Here is a 26249-nt window from a genome sequence, read left to right as displayed (position 1 = left end):
GCCGACGGGCCGGGGTCAGAGCGAGCAAACGGCTGTGTCAAGGCTCGCGGCCGCGCGTCAAGCGCGTGTCAAATCACTCGGCGGGGCGCGCCAGAACGCGTCAGATCGGCCGGTCGGCTCAAGAAACTTGACGATGTGGCAGCGCTCGAAGGAGCGCGGTTGCAGTGCGATCTACTCGGCCCAGGCCTTGATCTTCTCGATCGTCTCCAACGGATTCTCTCCGGCCGGATCGATGTTGAGGCGGGTCACGCCGACCTCCTTGTAGACGGCGATGCGCTCGCGGACCTGGCCTTCGTCGCCGCAGAGCATCGAGAGGTCGAGGTACTCGTCGGGAATTGCTGCGGTGGCCTCGGCACGCTTGCCCGACAGGAAGAGGTCTTGTACCTGCTCGGCCTCCTCCTCCCAGCCATATCGCTTGAAGAGGTCGTTGTAGTAGTTCTTGTTCTTGGCGCCCATGCCGCCCACGTAGAAGGCGATGTGCGCGCGAGCTGCTTCTCGGGCAGCTTCGACGTGCGGCCCGTCGCCGAGGGCGACCACGCCGCCTGCGATGATCTCGAGCGGCGGCAGGTCGTCAGACCGTTTGGCGGCACCGGCGGCGAGCGACTCACCCCAGACCTGTTCGAAACGATCGGGGACGAAGTGGATCGGCTGCCATCCGTTGGCGAGCTCGGCGGTCATCTCGACGTTCTTCGGGCCGATCGAGGCGATGACGATCGGGATGTCTCGCTCGGGTGGGCGACCGACGAACTTGAGCGCTTTGCCCAAACCGGTGCCCTGCCCGTCGGGCAGCGGAAGGCTGTACGCCGTGCCGTCGTGGCTGACCTTGTCACCCGACCACACCTTGCGGCAGATCTCGATGGTGTCGCGGGTGCGGCCGAGTGGCTTCTCGAACGGCACGCCGTGCCAGCCTTCGATGACCTGTGCGCCCGACGACCCGAGCCCGAGGATGAAGCGTCCACCCGACAGCGCGTCGAGTGTGGCTGCGGTCTGCGCGATGAGCGCCGGTGAACGCGAGTAGATCGGCAGGATGCCGGTCATCAGTTCGAGGGTGGTGGTCTGACCCGCGAGGTAGGCGAGCGTCGACACCAGGTCGTAGCCGTAGATCTCCCCGCCCCACACCATGTCGATGCCGGCCGACTCGAGATCGCGAGCGTGGCTCGCGAGCTTCTGCGGGTCTCCGTTGAATCCGATCGTCGTACTGAGCTTCATGACGAGACCGTAGGGGGTCTCGACTGATCGCGCCGAACGAGCGTCGGGCGACGTGGGTCAGCCGGCGGCGCGATCGAGCGTGACGGTGATGCCGCCTGGTGGCGCATCGGGGAGGTCGGTCACCGTGATCGACAGGACGTCGCCGGCGCACTCGAAGGTGCCCGAACCGCTGATCGCGTCGGTGCCGACGGTCTGGGTTCCGCCGATCGGCAGGTCTTGCAGCACGCCGCCGATCTCGATCTGGAGCTTGACGGTGGCTTCGCTCGCCGAGTCGAGCACTGTGATCGCGTTGCCGTCGACCGTGTACGTACCGGGGTCGTCGCTGTCGATGGTGGTGACGAGCGCTCCCTGCGGCGTCGACAGGCGGTGCGTCCAGGCCAGCCGTTGTCCGCGGGACGTGCCGTCGGCGTTCATGGTGATCAGGTACTCACCCGACACGTACTTCCAGTCGACGGCGGCACCGCCGGTCATCTCTGGCGGGATCGCCGCTGCGATCTCGTCGAGAAATTCCTGGCTGCGCAGGCTCCAGGTACCGATCAGACACTCGCCTGGCGCGGGCGGCACCGTCGTGGTCGTGGTGGTCGTGGTGGTGGTGGACGTCGTCGTGGTCGTGGTGGTGGTGGAGGTCGTCGTCGTCGGATCGGTGGTCGCGGCGCCGCCGCCGATCGTCGTGGTCGTACTGGCATCGACGGTGTCGGTCGACTCCTCGACCTCGGTCGTGGTGCTCGATGTCGCCGATGTGGCGCCGCCGCCCCCGCTCAACACGTCTCCGTCGTCGTCGGAGCCACACGCGGCCGCCGTGAGGGCGAGCGTGGCCACGATCACGGCGTTGCGAACTCGGTGCGAGCGACGGGCGTTGAACGGCTTCATGATCGCGACGATAGAGAATCCACCCCGCCGCCGGCCCGGAATTTCAGCCGTCAGCGCGGTGCGATCACTTCGGGCGCGACGCGTTCGACCGCCGCCCGAACCGATGGCCGGTCGGTGCCGACGGCGAGCACCACCGCCACGTCGGGCGACACCGGCAGCCACGCGACACGACAGTCGTCGGAGATCGAGGAACGCGATGGGCCGGCGTCGACGCCCACGAGCACCGCCGACAGCACGTGGCGCGCGGTGCCGACCGACACGACGCTTCCGGCTCCCGGCACGTCGGGGCCGAACGACTCGTCGTGGTGGACGACCGTCGCTGCGTCGCGGACGACCCGGAGCACCAAGCGCAATCGCCCCGACGGCTCGCCGGTCCGACCGAGTGACACCTCCTCCACGATCCGACAGGTCGACGAGGCAGCGAGGTCGACCGAGGTGACGACCTCGTGGTCGGACCCCACGACCGACACGGTGGGTTCACCGATCCAGTCGAGGTGTGCGTCGGCGCCGACCTCGCACCGGGTGGTCATCGACGACGAGGCACCCGTCGGGCCGGGAAGGACGATCGTCGACGCGACCGTGCCGATGTCGGCGACGGCGCCGTCGAGCACACCGATGTCGAGCGACAACTCGTCGCCACCGACGGGGGCAGCCGCGGACGCGGCGATGAGCACGCGCTCACCGCATCGTCTGATGCTGAACGGCGGGTCACCCTCGGCGCGCTGCAGGTGCGCTCGCCCCGTGTCGGCGTCGGCAGCGACGACGATGGTGCCGTGGGCGATCACCTCCGGGCACTGATCTGGGTGGTGATCCAGTCAGCGACGCCTCGGGCGCCCGACTGATCGACCAACGACGTGGGCAGGACCGGACGATCGTCGCGTCGCTCTCGGGCGTCGCTCAACATCCGGTCGACGTCGGCGCCGACGTAGGGCGCGAGGTCGACCTTGTTGATCACCAGCAGGTCGGCCATGGCGACGCCGGGCCCTCCCTTGCGGGGCACGTCGTCGCCGCCCGCGGTGTCGAGGACGAAGATCTGCACGTCGACGAGACCACGACTGAAGATGGCGGTCAGGTTGTCGCCGCCCGACTCGACGAGCGACAGGTCGACGTCGCCGTGGAGTTGTTCGAGCGCTTCGACCGCGTCGAGGTTCGCGGCGATGTCGTCACGGATCGCCGTGTGTGGGCAGCAGCCGGTCTCGACCGCCACGATGCGCTCGGTCGGCAGCACCGCGGCGGCGCGCAACGCGTCGGCGTCTTCCGACGTGAAGATGTCGTTGGTGACCACCACCATCGAGAGCTCGTCACGGAGCAGCGCGCAGAGCGAACCGACGAGCGTGGTCTTGCCCGAACCGACCGGGCCGCCGATGCCGACGCGCAGCGCGCGGCGGCCGGTTCCCGACTCGGGTCGGCTCGGGGCGCGCGCGTTGTCGAAGAGGTCGTGGGGGATGTCGTGCGGAGGCATGGGTCTCGTTTCAGGCGACGAACAGTCGGGCGTCCCAGCGCCCGTGGTCTTCGGCCAGGATCTCGGTGAGGGAGCCGCCGCACGCTGGGAGCTGGGCGGGGGTCGAACGTACCCACTGGTCGGCGTCGGCGGCCCAACGGTCGGCGCGATGTCCCGCTCGAGCTTGGATCGCCGCGGCTTCCATCGGGTCGAGTCCGAGCAGACGGATCGCCGCGGAGGTGACCGCTGCCGACAGGTGGTGGAACGCGAGCAGCGCGGCATCGGCCGGCGATGCTCCCGCCGCGGCGCACAGGGCGCCGAGCACGACGGCTTGATGCGTCGCGCGGTCTCGAGCGTCGATCGCGTCGAGCGTCGGGCTCGCCCAGATGCCGCGTCCGGCACGCAACAGTTGGCGTCCGAACTTGTGACTCGCCTCGCGTAGCCGCGGCGAGGGGACGCGTGCCGAGTACTCGGCATCGACCAGTTCGAGGTCGGCGATCGAGGGCGCAACCAGCCCGGCCACGTGTGCGGAGAACGCGGCGTCGACCACGCCGGTCGTGGCGAGACGCCCGAGCAGGTATCGCTCGAGGGTGGCGCCGTCGCCGATGTCGCCGATCCGCACGGCGGCCTCGACCCCGGCCGAGTTGGTGTGCCCGCCCGCCGGGAACCGACCGTCGACGAGCATCAGCAGTGCCGAGTTCATCGCCGGGCTGGTTTCGTGGAGTCGGGTCTCGCCGCGCCGGGTCTCGTGCGGACGCTCGGGTCGGTGAGCACGATCAGTAGAGGAAGTAGCGCTGGGCCATGGGCAGCGACTCGGCCGGCGACTCGGTGATCAACTCGCCGTCGAGGCGCACCGCGAACGTGTCGGCATCGATGTCGATGTCGGGCGTCGCGTCGTTGAGGGTCATGTCGGGCTTGCCGATGCTGCGCGTGTCGGCGATCGGCACGAGCGGGCGGCGCACGTTCAACCGGTCGGGAAGCCCATCGTCGAGCGCGGTGTTCGACACCCAGGCGAGCGACAGGCCCGGAGCGACACCGGGGGCGGCGCCGAACATCGGTCGCGGCAGCTGCGGCTGTGGCGTGGGGATCGACGCGTTGGCATCGCCCATCTGCGCCCAGGCGATCATGCCGCCCTTGACCACGACGTGCGGCCGAACACCGAAGAACGCCGGGTCGTAGAGCACGAGGTCGGCGAGCTTGCCGACTTCGACGGAGCCCACCTCGCCGGCGAGCCCGTGGGCCACGGCCGGGCAGATCGTGTACTTCGACACGTAGCGCCGAGCGCGCAGGTTGTCGGCAGGCCCGTCGCGCTCGTCGCCGATCGTCAGCGCTCCGCGTCGAGCTTTCATGACGTGGGCGGTCTGCCAGGTGCGGAGCACGACTTCGCCGATGCGTCCCATCGCCTGCGAGTCGGAGCCGATCATCGAGATCGCTCCCATGTCGTGGAGGATGTCTTCGGCGGCGATGGTCGACGGGCGGATGCGACTCTCGGCGAAGGCGAGGTCTTCGGGCACCGACGGGTTGAGGTGGTGGCACACCATCAACATGTCGAGGTGCTCGGCCACGGTGTTGATCGTGTGGGGCCGCGTCGGGTTGGTCGACGACGGCAGCACGTTCGCGTGCGAGGCGACGGTCATGATGTCGGGGGCGTGGCCACCCCCCGCACCCTCGGTGTGGAACGTGTGGATCGAACGTCCGGCGATCGCCGCCAGCGTGCTCTCGACGTAGCCCGCCTCGTTGAGCGTGTCGGTGTGGATGGCGACCTGGACCCCCGACGCATCGGCGACGGTGAGGCACGCGTCGATCGCCGCCGGCGTGGTGCCCCAGTCCTCGTGCAGCTTGAAGCCGGCCGCTCCCGAGCGCAGTTGTTCCCACATCGCCGCGGGTTCGACGGTGTTGCCCTTGCCGAGCAGGGCGACGTTGATCGGCCAGTGATCGAGCGCTTCGAGCATGCGTTCGAGCCACCACGATCCGCTGACGGTGGTCGCTTTGGTGCCTTCGGCCGGCCCGGTGCCGCCGCCGATGATCGTGGTGATGCCGGAGGTGAGCGCTTCGTCGAGGAGCGTCGGGGAGATGAGGTGGACGTGGCAGTCGATGGCGCCGGCGGTGAGGATCCGGCCGTTGCCGGCGAGGATCTCGGTCGACGGGCCGATCACGAGCGCCGGGTCGACGCCGTCCATCGTGTCGGGGTTGCCGGCCTTGCCGATGCCGACGATTCGACCGTTCTTCACGCCGACGTCGGCCTTGACGACGCCCCAGTGATCGAGGATGACCGCGCCGGTGATGACCAGATCGGGCGCGCCGTCGGCGCTGGTGCGCGTCGACTGCCCCATCGATTCACGGATGACCTTGCCGCCGCCGAACACGACCTCGTCGCCACCGGCGCAGTGGTCGGCGGTGACCTCGATCCACAGGTCGGTGTCGGCGAGGCGAATGCGGTCGCCGGTGGTCGGGCCGTAGAGGTTCCGGTAGCGCGATCGGTCGATGAAGCTCATGACTGGTTCCCGTCGAGTGGGCCGCGCACGTCGCCGCGCAGACCGGGGACGATCCGCTCACCAACGAGCGGGACGAGGTCGACGTCGGTGGCGATGCCCGGCTCGAATCGGATGGCGGTTCCGGCCGGAACTCCGAGGCGATGACCGCGAGCGGCGTCGCGATCGAAGATGAGCGCCGGGTTCGCTTCGGCGAAGTGATAGTGCGACCCGACCTGGATCGGACGGTCGCCACCGTTCTCGACGCGCAAGGTCAGCACGGCACGGCCTGCGTTGATCTCGACCGGTTCGTCGGGGCCGGCGATCTCACCGGGGATCACGACGCGGGTCCGATCGGGTGGTGCAGGGTGACGAGCTTGGTGCCGTCGGGGAACGTCGCCTCCACTTGGACGTCGGCGAGCATCTCGGCGATGCCGTCCATCACGTCGTCGCGGGTGAGCACGTGGCGCCCCGCCTCCATCACGTCGACCACGGTGCGACCGTCGCGGGCCGCTTCGAGCACCCAGTCGGTGAGGATGGCCACCGCCTCGGGGTGATTCAGCTTGAGCCCTCGCGCCTGACGGGCGCGGGCGACGTCGGCAGCGACGTGGACGAGCAGTCGCTCCTGTTCGTGCGGTGTGAGATGCATCGAGGTGAGTTTCGCGCCATCGCGACCGGTCGTGCGCTATCGCCCTGCGGAGACTTCGAGAATCGAGTGGTCGACCGCCGCGTGGCAGCCGACGATGCCGTCGACGACCTGCGTGATGCCGAGGTCGATGGCGACCGACGCGAGGGAGTACGCCTCGTCCATCGTGAAACCGCCGCGGTCGACCATCATCTTGAGCATCTGTTCGGCGGCCATCGCCATCGCGTTGCCGAGTCCGTCGACACCGTCACCGAAGCCGTGGGTGATCCACTGCGTGTCGGTGCGCAGGAGCGGAGCCTCCGCCTTGACGTCGTCGACGACCGAGAGGCGCAACGTGACGTCGAGCGACGCTTCGATCGCGGTGCCGCAGATCTCGCCGTCGCCCTGCGCGAAGTGGGGGTCGCCGACGTAGAAGCCGGCGCCTTCGTGGAACACGGGATAGTGCACCGACGCTCCGGGTCCGAAGCGCCAGTTGTCGACGTTGCCGCCGAACACGCCCGGCGGGATGCTGCTGACGCGGCCGCCTTCGGGTGCCACGCCCATCACGCCGAGGTGCGGACGCACCGGCACTTCGACGGCGCGCCCGAACGGTTGGCGCTGCGACGGGTCGGGTTCGGAGATCACGCCGGGCAGGTCGTACAACTCCATGGCGGTGAAGTCGAAACCGAACATCGGGCGGGCGGTGGTCGGAAACCCTCCCGCCGGGTCGGGATCGACGAGTTCGTAGATCGTGATGCGTTCCTTCTGGAACTTGTTGTGGAACAGGCCCCAGTTCGCTGCACAGTTCGAGCCGTATGGCATGCGTGGCGTCATCGACAGCAGATCGACGCGGAGCGTGTCGCCAGGCTTGGCGCCGGCGACCTCGATCGGGCCGGTCATGATGTGCACGCCGGGCGTTCTGGTCTCGGGGGCGATGCCGTCCCAGATCGCTTTGACGCCCTCGTCCATCAGCAGATCGGGCGCATCACCGGAGTGATGGGTGACCGCTTCGATCGTGATGGTGTCACCCGACTCGACCTGGAGGACCGGAGCCTCGGACGCGTCGAGATAGCCCCAGAAACAGGTGTTGGGTGTGGCGTTCAACCTCGTGTTCATGATGGTCTGACCATAAGACCACTTCGTGAACGGAGGATTTCGACATCGTCACGATTCCATGAGCGGGCCGACCCGCTCGGCCGGCCTCACCAGATGCCGATGAGGCGACCGGCGAGGTACAGCGCGGCGCCGATCATGAAGATACGCACCAGCTTCTCGCCGCCCTTGACCGCGAGCTTCGCTCCGAACCAACCACCGGCGAGGAAGCCTGCGGCGAGCACGAGCGCCGGCGCCCACACGACGTTCCCCTGCAGGATGAACACCGGCAAGGCGATGACGGTGACGATCAGGTTGATCAGCACCTTGACGCTGTTGGCGGTGACGAGGTCGAAACCGGCCCGGGTGAGTGCCGCCAACATCACGAGGCCGACGCCCGCTTGGAACGCGCCGCCGTACAGCCCGATACAGAAGAAGACGGCCATCGTCACCAGCACCGACCAGGGTTCGGTGCCTTCGGCGGGCTTGGGTTTGAAGATCGTGAGGATGATGATCGGGATGAGCAGATAGCCGAAGATCGTCTCGAACGTGTCGTCGGCGATCTGGCTGATGCCGAACGAGCCGATCAACGACCCGACGACGGTCGGCGCCAGCACGGGTGTGGCACCGGTGAGGCCGTCGACGCCCGAACGGCGGAAGGCGGCGACCGCTGCTCCGCTGGCGGTGAGCACACCGACGCGGTTCGAGCCGTTGGCCTGGTTGCCGGGCACCCCGGCGAGCACGAGTAGCGGCACGGTCAGCGCCGAGCCGCCACCGGCCATCGTGTTGATGATCCCGGCGGCCAAGCCGCCGACGACGAGCAGCAACGCTTCCCACATCGTCATGCTGTTGTGCTCCTGTCGTCCACGATTGGGCTGATGGTCAGACCATTCGGGATGCTACTGCCCGAACACGACCACCATCACCGAACCGCAGCAGATCGGGTGCGTCATCGATCACACCCCCGACGTCGACGACTCAGTCGCGCAGCAGCGGGCGGGTGAGACAGGTGGGTCCACCTTCGCACGGGATGCAGAGTTCGTCGGCGGTGAACACCTCGACGGTGCACCCGGCCGAACGCATCAGTTCGACGGTGCCCGGAAAGCCCTCGATCGCGATCAGCTGGCGCGGGCCGGTGGCGAGGACGTTGAGGTTCAGCCCGAGGCTGGCGTCGAACTCGTGCTCGGGAGCGTGCAACAGGGTGTAGCCGAGCGACTCCATCCGCTCGTACAGCGCGTACGGGACGAGCGGCGCGTGGACGAGCGCGAGGTCGTGGTCGAGCGGACTGATCACCGACATCAGGTGGAGGCAAGCGTCGGGGCCGTGGAGGTACGGCAGGTCGTACGCCTCGACGGTGATGCCGGTCGGCTCGACGATGGCGGCGAGCTGGTCGATGCCCGCCTGGTTGGTGCGCACGCCTCGCCCGACCGCGATGGTCGACGCGTCGAGGAAGAAGCAGTCGCCACCTTCGATGGTGCCCGGTGCGTCGATCGTGCCCAGGATCGGCATGCCGATCGACTCGTAGAAGTCTGCGTGGAGTGCGGCTTCGGCCTGACGCAGGTCCTTACCGGGTCGCAGGATCACCGCGCCCGCTCCGACGACGAACGATGCGTCGTAGGTGAAGACCGAGTCGGCCAGCCCGTCGTCGTCGGCATCGGGGAGCCAGTGGATCTCCGCGCCCGACGCTGCGACGAGTTCGGCGAACGCGTCGTACTGCTGTTGCAGCGCACCGGCATCGATCGGCTTGGCGTAGTGCCACGTGTCGGAGTCGGCCGTGAGGATTGCTCCGGGCCGACGCATGCCGACCTTGCGCAGCGTGCCGCTCATCGTGGCGACGCCGAAGTCGCTCGTCGTGTTCATCACTCGTTCCCCTGTACTCGGTCGATGTGGTCGATGTCGTGGTGGATCAGCGCGCTGGCGTCGCTCGGTGAGAGCGCCGTGCAGAACTCGCCGTGGAGGCTGGCGACGCTGAGTTGGTGCACCGTCTCCGGGTCGTGGTCGACGCCGTCGGGTCCGACGCGGTTGGTCGTGGCGCACCCGTCGGGCACCAGGTAGGTGTCGTAGCCCATGTTGCCCGCCATGCGCACCGTGGTCTCGACGCACATGTTGGTGAAGAAGCCGACGACGACGAGTCGGTTGATGCCGTGGCGACGCAACTGGAGTTCGAGCTGCGTGCCGACCCAGCCGCTGTTGACGTCTTTGTCGATCACGATGTCGCCGTCGAGCGGTTCGAAGCCCGGTTTCTGCGCGCCGGTCGGCAGCGAGAACTTAAGCGGAGAGTCGGCCTCGCGGGAGTCGTGCCGGGTGAACGCGACGGTGCGACCTGCGGCGCGCCACTCGTCGAGCAGCGAGGCCATCACGGACTCGGCATCGGGGTTGTTGCGTCGGCCGGTCGGGCCGCCCCAGTGTTCGAGGACGTCGACGCCCTGCTGAACATCGATCAGCAACAGACAAGTGTCGGGTCCGAACCGCGGGATCACGACACGGCTCGATTCACGGCGCTGCACCCGGCGCCGATCACGGCGCCTTGCTCGACTCGATCACCTGCTCGATTCATCATCGGAGAGTCTGCCCGGTCAGCCCGGCGAGTCGGCGATCGCCGCTTCGGTCGAGATCCGGTTGGCACGAATTCTCGACCGGAGATACATCGCCAGCGCCGAACCGGTCAGGAGGGTGACCGCGCCGAAGATCCAGAGCGCTCGGTAGCTGCCGTTGTCGATGATGACGCCACCGAGTGCCGGGCCGAGCGCCGCGCCGGCGAACACGCCGACCTGGCTGATGCCGGTCGCCGCCGCAGGCGCCGACGGGTTGTTGCGCATGACCGACAGGTTGAACAGCCCCGGCCACGCCCAGCCGAACGCGAACGCCGGAATCGGTGCGATCGCGTAGGTGAGCGGCACGTCGACGGCGAGCACCAGCACGCCGAGGCCGCCGAGGCCGTAGAGCCACACGAGGCGTTGAATCGGCAGGATGCCGCGTCGGTCGACTTCGAGGCCCTGCACGAGTCGGCTGATGACGCCGACCAGCGAACCGAGGCTGAGGACGAGGCCGGCGGCACCCGGACTCACGCCCGACGCTTCGGCGCCGCTCGTGATGAAGCCGACCATCGCGCCGGCGTTGGTGGCCCCGAGGAATCCGACAACGGCATAGAGCGCCAACAGCTTCGTACCGAGGTCGGGACGACCGGCTTCGGCTCGCGGCGCCGTGGTCCTGGTGGACGTGATCGCTCGCCGAGCGGCGGTGTCGGCCGGAAGAGCAGCAGCCGCGACGATGGCGATGCCCGCGGCGACGACGTAGGCCCACTGCCAGCCCAGGGTCAGCGCGATCGCCGGCACGGCGGCGCCGCCCAACAGCGCTGCCGCAGGCATGCCCGACTGTTTGGTGGCGAGGGCGAAGCCGAGTCGTCGAGCGCTGATGTGCGTGCTGAGCATCAGGTTGGCCGACGGTTGATTGAGTGCGTTGGCCATACCGGCCAGCGCGAGCAGGAGGCAGAACTGCCAGAAGCTGCGGGCGCATGCGGCGATCAGGAGCATCGACAGTGCCGACGTCGACACACCGATCCGGAACGCGCGGCGCGGGCCGAGGCGTTCGGCGAGACGTCCCATCGGCGCCGACAGCACGGCGGCGAACGTGAACGACGTGCCCATCGCCAATCCGACCTGCGTGGCCGAGAGGCCGACGTCGTCGCGCAACTGCACGCCGAGCGCACCGGTCAGAAACGCGGGGAACGCGCTGCACATCGTCGCGATGGCGACGATCGGCCACGCGCGCCGTTCTCCGACCCGCTCGGCTCGCGCTCCCAGTGTCTCGACCATCCAGCATCGGACGGTACCGACTCGGCCCGCCTGACGATCGGTCGGTTGTCCGCTCGGCGCCCCGGCGCGCCGTTCTCGGTGCTCCGTTCTCGTTCTCGGCATCTGAGCGCTCGATGCTCGCGTCTCGGTGCCCGTCGTCTCGGCGTCCCGGTGCTCGGCATCCCGACGCTCAGTTCTCGGCGTCCCGGTGCTCGATGCTCGATGCTCGATGCTCGATGCTCGGCATCTGAGCGTTCGGTGCTCGACATCCCGGTATCCCGGTGCTCAGTTCTCGGCGTCTCAGCGTCTCGATGCTCGGCGTCTCGGTGCTCGGCATCTGAGCGTTCGGTGCGCGGCGTCAGGGTGCTCGCCGTCTCGGCGACTCGGTGCCTGGCAGCTCAGTGTTCAGTGTTCGTGTCGGTGCCGGGTGCAGGGCTCGGTGAGTTTCGGGTGGAGCGGCCGGGTGCGAAGCGCAGACTGCTCGGGTGGACGACGACGCGATCCCCATCGCCCTGCCCGAGGTGCTCGAGATCGACGGGTCGCCAGGCGCTCCCGGACTCTGCCTCGTGTGGCGCTTCGCGTCCGTACGGCGCGGGATCAGTTCGTCGATCGTGGGCGGCGGCATCGGTTCGGTGTCGTGGGCGCTCAACATGACCGTCGACGACGACTACTCGCGCTACGACCCCGACCAGCATCTTCTCGACACCTCCGACCGCCTCGGGTTGCAGGGTCGAGGCCTCGCCATGATGACGGCGGTCGCCGTCAGCGCATTCCAGACGGCCGACGTCGATGGAGCGGTTGCCTGCGCGACCGTCGGCGTGAGCCGTCCGGTGTGGGCTGCCGACCCGTCGGCCCGACGCGACGAGCCCCGACCGGACGCGCGCCGATCGCCGGCCGATGCCGAGTTCAGACCCGAGGTCGCCACCGCCCGTCGGCCCGGCACGATCAACCTGATCGTGTCACTCCCCACTCGGCTGACCGATGCTGCGCTGGTCAATGCAGTCTCGACCGCGACCGAGGCGAAGGTGCAGGCGCTGCTCGATGCCGGGGTCGACGGGACCGGGACTGCGAGCGATGCGGTGGCGATCGTGTGCGCGCCCGACGGGCCGGCCGAGCAGTTCGGTGGGCCGCTGTCGACGTGGGGATCGCGCCTCGCCCTCGCGGTCTACGACGCCACGACTGCCGGCATCACCGCCCAACGAGCCTGATCACCGGCAACGAGCTTGATCACTGGCGACGAGCCTCATCACTGGCAACGAGCCTCATCGCTGGCACCTCCCGCCGGGAAACCGAACTCCCGACCGATCCCACGTATCGTCGCCGAGCAAGTCCGGCCAGCCCACGTCAGGCCGGTCGGATCAATCCCGGTCGGTCGGCCCCCGGCCAGTTCAGACCAGATCGGGTCATGGCTTGGCATGTCGGAGCCCGTTGCGTCGGGGCGCGGTCGAGCGACGTCGCCGAACCACGATGCGACGTGGTCGGAGCACGCGTCGCCGCCAACTCGCCGACCGATCGTTGAAACTCTGACGCCGGGGTCCGACCGCCGCACTCAGGCGGCGTTGCGTCTGGGAGGGCCGGTATTCATGACCTGACCGTCGGGCAAGGTGAGCGTCAACTCCCGATGGGGTCCGAGCTCGACGACCCAGCCGCTGTGGTGGATCTTGGCGTGATGCGCCGCGCACACCGGCAGCAGATTGTCGAGATCGGTGCGACCGCCGTGGCGCCACCACACGATGTGATGCAGCTTGCAGCGGTCGTAGCGGACCGCACACCCCGGGATGGCGCAACACGAATACAGACCTCGCAACGCTCGCCGCTGTGCCCGATTGGCCAAGCGGGTTGCCCGACCCAGATCGAGGCGGCCCGGCGCATGCACGACGACGCCGTTGCGGACGACAACGCCCGCCACGTCATCGGTGCCGATCATCTCCGCGAGCACACGACCCGGCACCTCGACCGGAATCGGCCAGTCGACCCGCGGCCCGTCGGCACCGCCGCCGACCGGCTCGGTTGCATCGATCACCGCGACGAACTCCGGGCGTCCGGCCTGCCCCGATCCGGCGCTGCCCTCGACGAGTCGGGCGAGTGCGTGGGCGGCGAGGAACTTGTTCTTCTCGACCGGGTCAGACGGACAGTGCTCGGGGACCCGCTCGGAGAACAACGATTGGATCGCGTTGTCGAGCTTCGACGTCAGCGCGATGCCGGTGACCGGGTCGAAGCATCCGCGGATGTTCCACATGCCGTCGTTGTCGGTCCAGGTCGACACTCGCACGCGCTGCTTCTGCCGGGTGAGTCGCTCCTCGCCCGACTCCGACTGCAGCCGACGGATCTCGAGATCGAGCCGCTTCGAGAACTGGTCGACCGTTGCCGCTGCGGCGACATCGACCAGTGCCTCGACTCGCTCGATGAACTCCTCGCGCTGCTCCCCGTCGAGCTTCTTCGATCCGCGCGTGACCGCATCGACATGGCCGGCGGTGATCGCACCGTCGCCCAACGCGTCGGCCATCCCCGGAGTCTCCGCCAACGTGTCGGAGCGCTCGCGATCCTTGTTCGCCTGAGCCAGCGAGCATCGCGCGGCGTCGGCGATCGCTGCCTCCGGAAAGGCCTCGACATCGGACAGCTGGCCGATCAATCCGGCCAGCTGCGCATCGACCCATGCCTTCACTTCGCGAGCGTCGACCATCGCCCGACGGATCGCCGGCGACCCAGCCGCCGCATCGCCGCGCACCCGAGCGATGCGTTGCGCCCGCTCGAAGATCGCCCCCGGAGTCATACGAACAAGTGTACGACAGGGGTGCTACAGAGTTGGAGAAACGTGCCCGTTCCGGCCGCGGCGAACCACGGCTCGCCTCCTCACACCCCCACCGACCCCTGCACATTCAGCCCGGCAACGCAGGGGGACGACGAGAGCGAACACGACGCAACACGTCACGCTCCGGTGCAGACATCGGCCACGACGCGACCGCGGAGTGGCGGCGCATCCCACGGCGGTCGCCGGGTCCCCTCGACTCCCCGACTCCCAGCCCCTCGGTCCAATCCGTCACCGCGTGGTGGGCGGCGCTTCGAGGAGGGATCGTTGTTGCTTGATGTTGTCGAGGATGGCCTCGGTCCGATCGGTCATCCCCAGCCCCTCCGTCGTGGGCCACCCCGCGATCTCGGCCTTGGCGAAGTCCACCCATCGGACGATCAGGTCGAACAGCTCGAGCTGGAACGTGGCGAAGAGCACGGAGAGGTGCGTTCGCTGCGGGAACGGGTGCTGACCGTCGAGGTAACCCGCGTTGATCGTGGCGACCTGCTCGCGCATCTCGGCGGCGTCGGCGGCCATCTGATCGAGTGCAGCCGCGAGGTCGTCGACGCTGCCGTTCTCGGCGAAGAGCAGCCGCACCAGGGCCTCGGCTTCGAACACCGGGGGCTGCGGCACGGTTCCCATCCACGCTCCCAGCGCTGTCCGGCCGTCATCGGTGATCGTGTACATGGTGCGGTTGCGTTGGCCCACCGAATCCTGGTGCGCGCTGGCGAGCCCGTGCGCGACGAGCTTCTTCGGCTCGGCATACAACAACCGCTCAGACTTGGGCCAGGCAAAGCGCAGGCTCCGCTTTGCCTGCTGTGTGAGTTCATAGCCGGTCCACGGCCGGATCGCGAGCAGCCCCAGCACGGCGTACGACGATGGGGTGAGACGCGAAGGCACGTCTTGACTTTACTGCATGATGCAGTAAAGTCCATCATGCAAGTTGCAGTATTCGATCGCTGCTCGGCAGCCAACGAAGTGGACAGCACATGGACGTAACGGACTACATCGGATTCGTGGCCACGGAGGGCGAGTTGTTCGCCTCGACCGCTGAGCACGGCGAGCTGAGCGCGCGGATCGCACCCTGTCCCGACTGGGACATGGGCGACCTCGTGCGTCACCTCGGAATGATCCACCTGTGGGCTGCGGCAAACGTGGCGTTTCCGGAGTCGGACTGGCTCGACGTCGACGAACTCCCCGACCTGGTCCGGTACTGGCCGGACCTCGCGAACGGCGGCCAGTATCCAGCCGACACCGAGCTGGTCGCCTGGTATCGCGACACCCTGGACAACCTGATCGAGGTGCTGACGTCAGCACCCGACGACGTCGCCGCCTTCACGTTCCTCCCGGCGCCGACACCGCTCACCATGTGGGCCCGCCGACAGGCCAGCGAGATCGCGATTCACCGATTCGACGCTCAGCAGGCGCGCGGCATCACTGCGCACTTTGCTCCCCACTTCGCCACCGACATGCTCGACGAACTCCTCTGTGGATTCACCCCACGCCCGCGCTCGCTCGACATCGATCGCCCACAGGTGGTTCACGTGCACGCCGAAGACACCGGCGAGCACTGGTACGTCACCATGAGCTCCGAAGCCATCACGACCTCACGCGACGGTGACTCAGCCGACCTCACGCTCTCCGGAACGGCATCCGACCTCTACGTCCGGCTCTGGAATCGCACACCTGGGTCGAGCATCGACATGCGCGGAGACACCGACATCATGAACTTCTGGAACCAGAACTTCCGCGTCCGCTGGAGCTAGCCGAGGCAGCCGACGGGCCGTCCGTCGACGGCGTCGGACGGGACGATGACGACCTCGTCGCAACCGATGACGCACGTCTCGGGCAGGCCGATTTCAACACGTGCTCGACGGCAGATCGGCATCCACGGACGGCGCGGTGCAGGCGATGACGACGAGTGAGACGGCAGCTCCGAGTGTCCACGCCGGCGCTCACACACCATCGAAGGCCGGGGGATAGATCACCTTGCCGCGGAGCGTCGCGTCGTCGGGATCAAACGAGCTCAGCAGATCGACCTGCTCCGCCTCGGGAGGTGCCCAGTCGGGAAGGTCGATCTCGATGCCGTGCGAGGCCGAGTGTTCGAATCCGAAACGTCGGTAGTAATCGGGGCTCCCTTCGACCACCACGAGCGGCTCGCCACGCTCGTCGGCGAGGGCGAGCACAGCACGCACGAGCGCGCTGCCGACGCCGGCTCGCTGGCGGTCGGGCCGCACCGACAGCGGCGACAGCATGCTGATCCGTCGATCGGTCATCGCGCTGCGCAGCACGGCGCCGCTCACCATCACGTGCCCGACCACGTCGCCGTCGACCTCGGCCACGAGCGCCATGTCCGGCACGTACTCGGGTGATGCTCGAATCCGGTCGACGAGGTCGGCTTCCACGTCTGAGTCGAAGGCGGCAGCCACCACGTCGCGAATCACCGAGTGGTCATCCGACGACTCCGGCCGGATCACGATCGGTGTGTGCTCCTCCTCCATCGACCGAGCTTCCCACAGGCGACCGGCCGACTGCCCCGCCGTTTCCGTCGACGGCGAGCAATCAGCGCCAGCGCCGCCGATGCGAGCATCCCGTCACGATCAGCGGCGGCGGCGACATCCGTGCGACACCGAGGCTGCCGACCGGCGAGGAGGGCGACACTAGGTTCGAGCCATGACCGAACGTATGCCTGCCGTCTCCCTCGTCGCCGTTCCCGGACGACGTGCGACCACCGTCGAACTCGCCGTCGACATCGAGCGACGCGGGTTCTCCGGCATCTACTGCCCCAGCTTCGGCGATGCGATGGGGCTGTGCCTGTCGATCGCCCACGCCACCAACACGATCGAGTTCGGCACGTCGATCCAACCGATCTACCTGCAACACCCGATGGCGTTGGCCACGTCGGCCACCTACCTCCACGAGATCGCCGAGGGTCGATTCCGCCTGGGCATCGGCGTCACGCACGGTCCGGTCATCAAGCGACTCGGCGTCGAGACCGGCAAGCCGCTGAGCGACATGCGCGAGTACGTCTCGACGATGCGTGCGAGCGCCGAGCAGATGGGCGACCTGCCCGACATCGTGCTCGCCACCCTGCGCGACAAGATGGTCGGCCTGTCGGTCGAGGTCGGCGATGGCGCCGTGTGGGCCAACGGCTCGCGCAGCCGGATGGAGCACTCGATCGGGCTGGTGCCGACCGACCGGCGTGACGACGGCTTCTGGATCGGCAACATGATCCCGACGGTGATCGACGACGACATCGAGGCGGCTCGCGCTCGCAACCGCAAGACCCTGCAGGGCTATGTGGCGCTGCCGAACTACCGCAACTACTGGATCGACGCCGGCTACGACGCCGAGATGGCCGCAGTGAGCGCCGCGCTCGACGCCGGCGACCGTGACGCCGTGTTCGCTGCGATGAGCGACGAGTGGCTCGACGACTGCACGCTCTCGGGCCCGGTCGACCGAGTTCGTGAGGGCGTCGAGGCCTGGTTCGACGCCGGCCTCACCGCACCGATCCTGGTGCCGTCGTCGACATCGGGCGGCCAGAACAAGGCACTCGCCGAACTCTTCGACGCCTACAGCTGACCGCTTGTTTCTTTTCGACCCGGTCCGAGGGAAACAAGCGCTTGTTTCTTTTCGACCGGGACCGAGGGAAACAAGCGGCGGGCTGGCGGGTGGTCAGGCGTAGGAGACCTGGCAGAAGCCGTGGTTGCAGTAGCCGCCGGGGTTCTTGGCGAGGTACTGCTGGTGGTACGGCTCGGCGTAGTAGAACTCGCCGACCGGCGCGATCTCGGTGGTGATCTCACCGAACCCACCCTCGGTCAGCTTCGCCTGGTACTTCTCACGCGAGGCCTGCGCGACGGCGAACTGCTCGTCGGAGTTGGTGTAGATCGCCGACCGGTACTGGCTGCCGATGTCGTTGCCCTGACCCATGTACTGGACCGGGTCGTGGTTCTCCCAGAACACCGCGAGCAGTTCTTCGAGGCTCACCACCGACGGATCGAACACGATCAGCACCGCCTCGGTGTGCCCCGTCATCGACGTGCAGGTCTCTTCGTAGGTGGGGTTGGGCGTGGTGCCACCGGCGTACCCGGCCGCCGTGGTGTAGACGCCGTCCATCTGCCAGAAGAAGCGTTCGGCGCCCCAGAAGCAGCCCATGCCGACGACGAGCGTGTCGTGACCATCGGGCCACGGGCCGACGAGTGGGTTGCCGTTGACGAAATGCTCGGCGGGCACGGAGATCGGCGTGTCGCGCCCCGGCAGGCACTCTTCGGGGGCTGGGGGCGGTGCGGGCTTCTTGCGGAACATGATGGCGGTTCCCTTCGTCTTCGATGGAGGGCACCCGGATCGGTGCCGTGACCACATACAACCATCCACGCGTCGATTTCATGCCCGCTCCCGCGTCGCGAAGCTGGCTACATCGCTCCGGGAGCGCCGTAACCAACTCGGTCGGAGGTCAGCCGATGGTGCGGAGGAACGACCGGAGCAACCGTTGGAAGGCGGCTTCGAACTCGTCGTAGTCGTCGCGCAGACCGGGCGGCGCCCACGACGCGGGTCGCAGTTCGCTCGGCAGTTGCGGCTCGACGCGGAGGAAGCGCACGACCGCGGCCGACAGCACGAACGTGTTCGGCAGCACCGACGGGTCGTCGGCGTCGAGCGAGGCGCGGTGCCGCAGGAGCGCCGAGCGCAGGTCGAGCGACCGCTGTTCGATCTCGGCGAGCGGCCACAGTTGTTCGACGAGGTCGGACGGGTCGTCGGCCGTCAACTCGCCGGTCACCAGCACGACGTCTTCGGGTCGGTCGGGTGGCGCAGTGTTGGCCGGACGCATCCAGATGTCGGGCTTCAACTCGGCGAGACGGGCCCCGACCATCGCCGCGCGAAACGCTCGGCGTTCGGCGATCGGTCGGCCGCTCGCCACGGCGATCGAGGTGTACCAGCGGCCGTCCCACTCGTCGGTCGGTGTGCTGCGACCTTCGTCCTGCTGACGCTGGCGGAGCAGCAGGCGCGGGCCGAGCGAGTAGTCGGCGTCGTCGACCAGCAACTCGCCGTTCGCCACCATGCGCGACAGGGCCGTGCGAACCGTGCCCGATCGGATGCCGAACAGTTCGGTGAGGGCGATCAGCCGACGCGCCGACAGCGTCGGCGGATGCGTGCCGAGCAGCACCGACAGCACGATCGAACGGGCACTGAGCGACTCGAGACCGAGCGCCTCCACATCCGGGCTGATGTTACCGATCTTGCTCACAACGATCAGAGACTGTATCATCACCGCATGGCAGCGACGATGGTCCCGAGCGACGAACTGCTTCCCGATGTGTTGCCGACCGATCGGCTCAACGAGCGCGGCATGGCCACCAAAGGGCTGCGCGACGAGCTCCGCCGGATCAACAATGCGGCCAACGTGCTCACGGTGATCGGCGCGGTCACCGTGTCGTTCGGGTCGGTCATCCTCGCCGGCTACGTCAACACGTGGTGGGCCTACCTCCTCGCGTTCGTCGTCATGGCTCGCGGCCACGTCGGCCTCAACATCCTCGGACACGAAGCGGCGCACCGCCTGCTGTTCTCCAACCGTGCCGTCAACGACTTCGTCGGCCGCTGGATCCTCGGCTACCCCACGTATCAGGCGATGCAGGGATACCGCCGCGCCCACTTCGCCCACCACCGTGACGAGATGGGGCCCGAAGAACCCGACCTCGTGCTCTACAGCGGCTACCCGGTGCCGCCCGACTCGTGGCGCCGCAAGCTGCGCCGCGATGCCACCGGCGTGAGTGCGTACAAGAACTTCCGTGGGCTGTGGCGTGCCGCACGCGGCGGCGCCCTCGAAGCGCGCCAGATCATCGCCGTCCAAGCCGTGATGCTCGGCGCGTCGCTGGCCGTGATGCGCCCACTCATGTACGTGGTGTGGATCGTGTCGTGGTCGACGTTGTGGCGGGTGTCGAACCGGCTTCGCGCGATCGCCGAACACGGCGGGATGATCCGCTCGAAAGACCGCCGCCTCACCACCCACGTCATCCGCCAGTCGCTGATCGCGCGCATCTGGATGGTGCCGTACAACACCGGGTGGCACCTCGCGCATCACGTCGACATGGGTGTGCCGTGGCGCAACCTGCCGCGCCTGCACGACGAGTTGGTCGCATCGGGCTGGGTGATCGAGGAGCTCGAGTACCCGAGCTACCGCGCCTTCTGGAAGGCCGCGAGTTCGGGCACGGTGAAGCAACCCGACCTCGCCGGCGCCGGGTCCGGTCAGTCGTCGATGCTCGAGTTCTGACCCGGATCGCCCGCCGCACCACCGGCCGACCGGCGCCTACGATCGGTGCATGTCCGCTGTCTACTCCTTCGATTCCGAACTGTGGGAGTGGACGTCGAAGACCTCGTGGTTCTTCCTCGACGTGCCGGAGTCCGACGCCGACGACATCGAAGAACGGTTCGGTCGGAGCGCCGCCGGATTCGGATCGGTCCGCGTCGAGGTCACGATCGGTTCCAGCACCTGGCAGACCTCCATCTTCCCGTCGAAGGAGAAGGAGACGTACGTCCTGCCGGTGAAGAAGGCAATTCGCACCGCCGAGCAACTCGTCGCCGGATCGGTCGCCCGCGTCGAGTTGACGGTCATCATCGACTGACGTCGCGGGCCGCAGACCGCACGTCGCGGCGCCGTTCGCCGCGAGCGGCGGTTCGCTACGCGGGTCGATCGTCGGCGACGAGCGCAGCGCCCCACTCCGACAGCGGTTCGCCGGCCTCGGCCTGTTCCATCTGGCGCTGGTCGTAGTAGTCGCGCCAGGCGACGATCTTGTCGCCGTCGAACTCGAACACGGTCGCGTGCGGTGTCTGCACTCGGTGCCCGGCCGGATTGACGTAGTCGTCGACGCCCTCGGTGAACACCATGTCGCCGTTCTGGGCGCTGTTGATCGTGCGCCACCGCACCTGGGTCTGGTGCCCCTGGAGGAACTCGAGCATCTGGCGGACCCGGGCCTTGCCGACCGCCGGTCGCTGCCCGATGGCGAACGTGAACACGACGTCGTCGTGCAGTTGGTCGAGCACCGTGTCGATGTCGTGACGGCGCCAGGCGTCGATGATCGCGTCGACCGCGTCGACCTGCGGGCTGCTGCTCGCTCGGTTGCCAGGCTGGCTCATCGGGCTCCTCCGTACTCGCTGCGGGCGGCCCACGTGGCGTGCGTGCCGCTCGAGATCTGGTGCGGGAGGATGATCCGACAGATCGGGCCCGCCGCCACGTCGCGTGCGTCGATGATCACACACTCGGAGCGGCCCTCGTTCACGTCGGTGATGAACGACACGAGATAGCCGTCGTCTTCGGCCGTCGCTCCGACGCGTGGGGCGAACGGGGCCTCGCTGCCGAAGCGTCCGTCGCCGAACGCGAGCGATGTCGACTCACCGGTCTCGAGGTCGTGCTTCACCATGCCGTTGAAGAGGAAGTAGCCGGGTTCGGCGGTGGTGGAATAGAGGTAGCGAGCCTTCTCGCCCGCGTAGTGCTGGTTGAACATGCCGAACTCGAGGTTGCGCTCGTCGAGGTGTTCTTCACGCGTCGCACCGGTGTCGAGGTTGAACCTCCAACGATGCAGCTTGGGCTTGAACGAGTGCTCGTCGATCGCCGCCATCAGCTTGCCGAGCCGCGGGTCGATGCCGGGCACGTCGAGCGGGGCCGGGTCGGGGTCCTCCTGGAAGTAGCCGTCGAGGACGATCTCGTTGCCCTCCTCGTACGCGTTCATCCAGTGGAGGACGAAGGTCGGGTCGGCTTCGAACCAACGGATCTCGCTCGGCTGACCGAACCTCGGCACGATGGCGAAGCGGGTCGGCAGGTGGTCGTGGAAGGTCGGGACGTGGAATCCCGCTTCGAGCAGTTCTTCGTTCCAGAAGAACGGCAGGTCGATGAGAATCGAGAAGTTCTTCGTGAACGCCATGTCGTGCGGCAGGCGCGGCCCGGGCAACTCGATCGGGATCAGATGCTTGAGCTTGCGGTCGGCACCGACGACGCCGTAGTGCATGTACGGCGCCTGCTTGCCGTAGTTGAAGAACAGCAGCTCACCGGTCGCCAGGTCGACCTTGGGGTGCGCCGACACGCCTTCGGGCGGCACCCAGTTGGCGGTGCCGATCTGGTCGAGCGTGTCGGGGTCGAAGCGGTAGCCCTCGCCGCACATGTAGTGGGTCGACAGGATCTCGCCGGCGTGCACGACCACGTCGGTCGACGACGCGTCCTTCATGCCACCGCGTGCGCCCCAACCGGGTCGCAGCGACTTCTTCGGGTTGCCCGTCAGCCCGGTCCAGATCGCGTGGCCGGCTTCCTGCTCGGCGAGGAACCCTTCGGTGCGGACGAACCGGTTGCGGTACGTCGCCTTGCCGTCGTGGAACGACATCGTGTGGAGCATGCCGTCGCCGTCGAACGGGTGGTAGATCCCGATCGCGTCGTGCACCGGGTTCTCGGTGTTGCGGACGTAGATCCCGTCGAGGTCGGTCGGGATCTCACCGATCACCTCCATCTCGGTGGCGTCGACCTCCTCGTACTGCGGCGTCCACGCGCCGTTCATGTAGGGATGATCGTTCGGGGTGATCGTGGGGGTCACTCGATTGACGACGTTCACCGGCATGCACGAATACTGACGCACGCGAACCCCCGGTGCCCAGTCACCGCCGACGCTCGCTCGGCGCTGCACTCCGCCGCGCTCCGCCAGCAGCCACCGATCAGCACCGATGTACGTTCGCGCGATGACCGACGCCCTGACCAGCGACGAGATCGCACGCCTGCGCCGCTTGCTCGTCGAAGACGACATCCGCAAGGTGAAGCTGCTGTATTCGCAGTTGATGGACGCCGGGCGCATCGACGAACTGGCAGAGATCTTCACCGAGGACGCCGTGTGCGTGTTCGGCAAGTTCGGCGAGTGGCACGGCCGCGACGAGATCCGCACCAACTTCGCCAAGGTCGACGCCGAGCATCACGACGGCATCCCCTTCTACGCGCTGCACGCCACCACCGACCACTGGGTCGAAGTCACGGGCCCCGACTCGGCGATCGGCCGCTCCTACCTCATCGACATCGTCACCGAGACCCCGACCGATGGCGAACCGATCGTGGTCGTGGGCGTCTACGACGAGACTTACCGCAAGGTCGACGGCAACTGGCAGATCGCCCGATGCGTCCTCCAGTTCCTCTGGCCCACGACCGACGTCACCCCCGACTTCCACGCCCCCTTCCCCCAGAGTTGATTACGGCGCTCCCGGAGCGATGTAATCAACTTCTCGGCTCCGCCCCTGGTCATCGCCCTCCCAGGTGCAATCGATCAGCGTTGGCGAGGGCGCCCAGACCTGCAAAGTTGGTTACATCGCTCCCGGAGCGATGTAACCAACTTGCTCGTCTCCAACGTGGTGAGGGCGCCTTAGCCTGCACGGCGATGGATTCACTGCGAGCGACGGCGTCGTGCTGACGGCCGACGAACAACACGTCGAGCAGCCATCGAAGAAGTCGCCCGGAACTCGGCCCTTCGACCCGCGCCGCGTCCGCTTCTACTACGGCTGGGTCATCGTCGTCGTCGGCACGATCGGGGCGATGGCATCGGTGCCCGGCCAGACCGCCGGCGTCAGCGTCTTCACCGACGACCTGATCGACACGACCGGCCTGACCCGGCTGCAACTCGCCATCGCCTATCTCATCGGCACCGGCACGAGCGGCGCCCTGCTCGGCTACGGCGGCCGGGCCATCGACCGATACGGATCACGCGTCGTCGCACTCGGCGCCACCCTCGGACTGGCGTCGACGCTGCTCGGCCTCAGCGTGGTCGGCCCGATGGGGACCGCCGTCGGCATCGGCGTGATGTCGATCGGGTTCGGCTGCCTCCGCTTCAGCGGCCAGGGGCTGCTCACCCTCGCGTCACGAACGATGGTCGCGCAGTGGTTCGACCGCAAACGCGGTCTCGTCACCGCGATGTCGAGCGCGTTCACCAGTTTCTCGTTCGCCGTCGCGCCGGCGCTGCTCCTCGCACTGATCGACATCGACGGTTTCCGCACCGCGTGGCGGATCCTCGCCATCGGCCTCGTGGTCGTCGTCGCCACGATCATCGCCACGTTCTACCGAGTCAGCCCCGAAGCAGCGGGCATCGAGATCGACGGCGGGCCGAAGGGCTCGCGAGCCGCTCGAGCCCGCGGCGAGGCTCCCGCCCCGACAGCGCAGCGCTCCCCCGTGGTCGGGACCGACGACGACGCGACCCGGGCCCAGGCGATCCGTGACGTCCGCTTCTGGGCACTCACGATCCCGGTGGCCGCGCTGTCGTCGACCGGCACGGCGATCACGTTCCACATCGTCGACCTCGGTGCCGAACTCGGTTTGACCGACGACGAGATCGTCAAGATCTTCGTGCCGCTCGCGTTCGTCAGCGTGCCGATCACCTTGCTCACCGGCTGGCTGCTCGACCGGGCAACACCGCTGTTCATCGCCGCCGCGATGGCCTGCGCGCAACTGATCATGTATCCGTCGGTCAGTTTCCTCAACACGGGCTGGGGCGTCGGCCTCGCCATCGTGAGTTGGGGCGCATCGCAGGGCTGCTTCTCGGCGCTCACCTCCGCCGCCATTCCGAAGGTCTTCGGCCGTCGTCACCTGGGTTCGATCTCGGGCGTGCAGATGAGCGCGATGGTCGTGGCGAGCGCGATCGGCCCCGCCCTCTTCGCCCTCGTCCAGTCGCTCACCGGCGGCTACCGCACCGCGCTGATCATCTCGATGATCGCTCCCGCGACCGGCCTGCTCCTCGCGATCGCCGGGCTCCGTCGCCACCGAGCGGCCTGACCCGGCACGCGTCGTCGAGCGACTCAGCGCGCCATCGGCGAATCAGCTCACGTGGCGCTGTTGTGTGCTTCGAGGAGTTCGTTGCGATAGCTGTGCGTCCCGTCGAAGCGCGACAGGAGGTACGGGCCGGTCACCATCGGTTCGTGGCGCGGGGTCTCCCCGGGGGCGAGACACGTTTCGAGCGTCTCGATGCGGAGGTGGAACGGCGGCGTGACGAAGAGCGGCGACGAGTACCGGTCGACGCCGGGCGGGTTGACGACGCGGTGCGGGTTCGACACCCACCGGTCGTTGGTCCAGATCGCCATGAGGTCGCCGAGGTTCACGACGAGTTGTCCGTCGGGCACGACCACGTCGGTCCACTCGCCCGATCGCTGCCGCACCTGCAGTCCGCCGTTGCCGTCGTCGGCCAGCAACGTGAGCGTGCCGTAGTCGGTGTGCGCACCGCAACCGAGTTGCCCCGGCTCGGGCGTGAGCGTCTCCATCGGTGGGTAGTGGATGAGCCGGAGGTGGAACATCGTCTCGCCGGGCTGGCCTTCGAGGAAGGTCGGTTCGAGCCCGAGCGCCATGGAGAGCGCCCGTTCCATCCGCAGTGCCGCCTCGATCATCGCGTCGCGGTACACGTCGACCACTTCGCGGAACCCGGGCAGGTCGGGCCACTGGTTCGGGCCGTGCAGCGGCGTGCCGGCGATGACCTCCGGGTGATCGGGCCCGTGGTCGATGCCGGTGTCGATCGTCTCCTTCATGTCTCCGGCGAGTTGTGTGCCGACCGCGTCCTCGTCGCCGGCGAGTGCGCCTTCGAGCGTCTCGGTGGCGAACCCGACGTAGCCCCGGTGGCAGGCGCTGCGCCCGATCGCGATCTCTTCCTTCTTCTCGATCGGCAACGCGAAGAACGACCGCATCGCGTCGAAGTATGCGTCGCGCACGTCGTCGGCGACGCCGTGACCGCTCACGAGCAGGAAGCCGGTCGATCGCAACGTGTCGTCGATCTCGCGTGCGATCGCCGCGGCCTCGGGTGACGGCAGTTCACGACCGGTGGCGAACGGAGACAGATCGAAGGTCGGCAGCGCCATCCGCAGATCCTGCGCCGAAACGACAGGGCGGGTCAAGACGCCCCGAGTGGTGAGCCGTCACATCGGTCGGGCCCGGTGGGCCGTCTGTGCTCTCGTCGCGAGCAGC

The 26249-nt window shown here is 68.0% G+C and carries 28 protein-coding genes; 7 read left to right on the top strand and 21 right to left on the bottom strand.

Going from position 1 to position 26249, the window contains the following annotated elements; all coding sequences use genetic code 11:
* Positions 1–171 precede the first annotated feature (171 nt).
* From YM304_RS03370 to YM304_RS03310, 13 genes are all read right to left on the bottom strand, one after another.
* On the bottom strand, positions 172–1209 hold the full coding sequence (locus YM304_RS03370) for an LLM class F420-dependent oxidoreductase (protein WP_015440233.1): 1038 nt from the start codon (positions 1207–1209) through the stop codon (positions 172–174).
* Between the two features lie 57 nt (positions 1210–1266).
* Positions 1267–2079 carry a hypothetical protein gene (locus YM304_RS21890; protein ID WP_015440232.1) on the bottom strand — a complete coding sequence of 271 codons (813 nt, stop codon included), beginning with the start codon at positions 2077–2079 and terminating at the stop codon, positions 1267–1269.
* A 50-nt stretch (positions 2080–2129) separates the two neighbouring features.
* Entirely contained in the window at positions 2130–2864 is a 735-nt protein-coding gene (locus YM304_RS21885; protein ID WP_015440231.1) for an urease accessory protein UreD, read from the bottom strand.
* Positions 2861–3541, bottom strand: coding sequence for an urease accessory protein UreG (ureG, locus tag YM304_RS03355; protein WP_015440230.1), 681 nt, complete (start codon positions 3539–3541; stop codon positions 2861–2863). Before ureG ends, YM304_RS21885 begins: the two co-directional genes overlap by 4 nt.
* A gap of 10 nt (positions 3542–3551) precedes the next feature.
* Positions 3552–4223 (bottom strand): urease accessory protein UreF, encoded by a 672-nt coding sequence (locus tag YM304_RS03350; protein WP_015440229.1) that lies wholly within the window; start codon positions 4221–4223, stop codon positions 3552–3554.
* 73 nt (positions 4224–4296) lie between these two features.
* Complete coding sequence (locus tag YM304_RS03345) at positions 4297–6015, bottom strand: urease subunit alpha (protein WP_015440228.1); 1719 nt, start codon at positions 6013–6015, stop codon at positions 4297–4299.
* Positions 6012–6332, bottom strand: coding sequence for an urease subunit beta (locus YM304_RS03340; protein ID WP_015440227.1), 321 nt, complete (start codon positions 6330–6332; stop codon positions 6012–6014). Before YM304_RS03340 ends, YM304_RS03345 begins: the two co-directional genes overlap by 4 nt.
* Complete coding sequence (locus YM304_RS03335; RefSeq protein ID WP_015440226.1) at positions 6329–6640, bottom strand: urease subunit gamma; 312 nt, start codon at positions 6638–6640, stop codon at positions 6329–6331. Before YM304_RS03335 ends, YM304_RS03340 begins: the two co-directional genes overlap by 4 nt.
* 36 nt (positions 6641–6676) lie before the next feature.
* Positions 6677–7732 carry an acetamidase/formamidase family protein gene (locus YM304_RS03330; protein ID WP_015440225.1) on the bottom strand — a complete coding sequence of 352 codons (1056 nt, stop codon included), beginning with the start codon at positions 7730–7732 and terminating at the stop codon, positions 6677–6679.
* Positions 7733–7818: 86 nt separating this feature from the next.
* Positions 7819–8553, bottom strand: coding sequence for a sulfite exporter TauE/SafE family protein (locus YM304_RS03325; protein ID WP_015440224.1), 735 nt, complete (start codon positions 8551–8553; stop codon positions 7819–7821).
* Positions 8554–8686: 133 nt separating this feature from the next.
* The gene (locus tag YM304_RS03320; RefSeq protein ID WP_051071298.1) at positions 8687–9568 is read right to left on the bottom strand and encodes a dimethylarginine dimethylaminohydrolase family protein; all 882 of its coding nucleotides are present in this window, start codon (positions 9566–9568) and stop codon (positions 8687–8689) included.
* Positions 9568–10155, bottom strand: coding sequence for an isochorismatase family protein (locus YM304_RS03315; RefSeq protein ID WP_197536921.1), 588 nt, complete (start codon positions 10153–10155; stop codon positions 9568–9570). The genes YM304_RS03320 and YM304_RS03315 overlap by 1 nt, the downstream gene beginning before the upstream one ends.
* A 129-nt stretch (positions 10156–10284) precedes the next feature.
* On the bottom strand, positions 10285–11523 hold the full coding sequence (locus YM304_RS03310; protein ID WP_015440221.1) for an MFS transporter: 1239 nt from the start codon (positions 11521–11523) through the stop codon (positions 10285–10287).
* A 464-nt stretch (positions 11524–11987) separates the two neighbouring features.
* Between YM304_RS03310 and YM304_RS03305 the strand changes: the two genes are divergently transcribed.
* On the top strand, positions 11988–12710 hold the full coding sequence (locus YM304_RS03305) for an adenosylcobinamide amidohydrolase (protein ID WP_051071297.1): 723 nt from the start codon (positions 11988–11990) through the stop codon (positions 12708–12710).
* Positions 12711–13051: 341 nt separating this feature from the next.
* Here YM304_RS03305 and YM304_RS03300 read toward each other — a convergent pair whose 3' ends face one another.
* Both YM304_RS03300 and YM304_RS21880 read right to left on the bottom strand, forming a co-directional pair.
* Positions 13052–14275, bottom strand: a complete 1224-nt coding sequence (locus YM304_RS03300; protein WP_015440218.1) for an HNH endonuclease signature motif containing protein — start codon at positions 14273–14275, stop codon at positions 13052–13054.
* A 267-nt stretch (positions 14276–14542) separates the two neighbouring features.
* Positions 14543–15190, bottom strand: a complete 648-nt coding sequence (locus YM304_RS21880; protein ID WP_015440217.1) for a PadR family transcriptional regulator — start codon at positions 15188–15190, stop codon at positions 14543–14545.
* 89 nt (positions 15191–15279) lie between these two features.
* Here YM304_RS21880 and YM304_RS03290 point away from each other — a divergent pair, with 89 nt between their 5' ends.
* Positions 15280–16056, top strand: a complete 777-nt coding sequence (locus YM304_RS03290) for a maleylpyruvate isomerase family mycothiol-dependent enzyme (RefSeq protein WP_015440216.1) — start codon at positions 15280–15282, stop codon at positions 16054–16056.
* Between the two features lie 189 nt (positions 16057–16245).
* Here the strand turns inward: YM304_RS03290 and YM304_RS03285 are convergent, their stop codons facing one another.
* Complete coding sequence (locus YM304_RS03285) at positions 16246–16791, bottom strand: GNAT family N-acetyltransferase (RefSeq protein ID WP_015440214.1); 546 nt, start codon at positions 16789–16791, stop codon at positions 16246–16248.
* A gap of 172 nt (positions 16792–16963) precedes the next feature.
* Here YM304_RS03285 and YM304_RS03280 point away from each other — a divergent pair, with 172 nt between their 5' ends.
* Complete coding sequence (locus tag YM304_RS03280) at positions 16964–17872, top strand: LLM class flavin-dependent oxidoreductase (protein ID WP_015440212.1); 909 nt, start codon at positions 16964–16966, stop codon at positions 17870–17872.
* Positions 17873–17965: 93 nt separating this feature from the next.
* On the opposite strand, the gene msrA is transcribed toward YM304_RS03280, so the two are convergent.
* Both msrA and YM304_RS24530 read right to left on the bottom strand, forming a co-directional pair.
* A complete protein-coding gene (gene msrA / locus YM304_RS03275; RefSeq protein ID WP_015440211.1) occupies positions 17966–18595 on the bottom strand; it encodes a peptide-methionine (S)-S-oxide reductase MsrA in 630 nt (209 codons plus the stop codon).
* 148 nt (positions 18596–18743) lie between these two features.
* Positions 18744–19532 (bottom strand): hypothetical protein, encoded by a 789-nt coding sequence (locus tag YM304_RS24530; RefSeq protein ID WP_041297948.1) that lies wholly within the window; start codon positions 19530–19532, stop codon positions 18744–18746.
* 27 nt (positions 19533–19559) lie between these two features.
* Between YM304_RS24530 and YM304_RS24525 the strand changes: the two genes are divergently transcribed.
* Positions 19560–20555, top strand: coding sequence for a fatty acid desaturase family protein (locus tag YM304_RS24525; protein WP_041297947.1), 996 nt, complete (start codon positions 19560–19562; stop codon positions 20553–20555).
* A gap of 49 nt (positions 20556–20604) precedes the next feature.
* Entirely contained in the window at positions 20605–20907 is a 303-nt protein-coding gene (locus YM304_RS03260) for a DUF1905 domain-containing protein (protein ID WP_015440208.1), read from the top strand.
* A 55-nt stretch (positions 20908–20962) separates the two neighbouring features.
* Here YM304_RS03260 and YM304_RS03255 read toward each other — a convergent pair whose 3' ends face one another.
* The gene (locus YM304_RS03255) at positions 20963–21418 is read right to left on the bottom strand and encodes a nuclear transport factor 2 family protein (RefSeq protein ID WP_015440207.1); all 456 of its coding nucleotides are present in this window, start codon (positions 21416–21418) and stop codon (positions 20963–20965) included.
* Positions 21415–22887, bottom strand: a complete 1473-nt coding sequence (locus tag YM304_RS03250; protein WP_015440206.1) for a carotenoid oxygenase family protein — start codon at positions 22885–22887, stop codon at positions 21415–21417. Before YM304_RS03250 ends, YM304_RS03255 begins: the two co-directional genes overlap by 4 nt.
* A gap of 118 nt (positions 22888–23005) precedes the next feature.
* On the opposite strand from YM304_RS03250, the gene YM304_RS03245 reads away from it, so the two are divergent.
* Both YM304_RS03245 and YM304_RS03240 read left to right on the top strand, forming a co-directional pair.
* The gene (locus tag YM304_RS03245; RefSeq protein ID WP_070105314.1) at positions 23006–23503 is read left to right on the top strand and encodes a nuclear transport factor 2 family protein; all 498 of its coding nucleotides are present in this window, start codon (positions 23006–23008) and stop codon (positions 23501–23503) included.
* Between the two features lie 211 nt (positions 23504–23714).
* Positions 23715–25073 carry an MFS transporter gene (locus YM304_RS03240; protein ID WP_015440204.1) on the top strand — a complete coding sequence of 453 codons (1359 nt, stop codon included), beginning with the start codon at positions 23715–23717 and terminating at the stop codon, positions 25071–25073.
* Between the two features lie 47 nt (positions 25074–25120).
* On the opposite strand, the gene YM304_RS03235 is transcribed toward YM304_RS03240, so the two are convergent.
* Positions 25121–26143, bottom strand: a complete 1023-nt coding sequence (locus tag YM304_RS03235) for an isopenicillin N synthase family dioxygenase (protein ID WP_015440203.1) — start codon at positions 26141–26143, stop codon at positions 25121–25123.
* Between the last annotated feature and the right edge of the window lie 106 nt (positions 26144–26249).

This window comes from Ilumatobacter coccineus YM16-304, from assembly GCF_000348785.1.
Taxonomy (GTDB): domain Bacteria; phylum Actinomycetota; class Acidimicrobiia; order Acidimicrobiales; family Ilumatobacteraceae; genus Ilumatobacter_A; species Ilumatobacter_A coccineus.
Note: the sequence above shows the minus strand (reverse complement) of the source record. Positions and strands in the feature narration are given on the sequence as shown.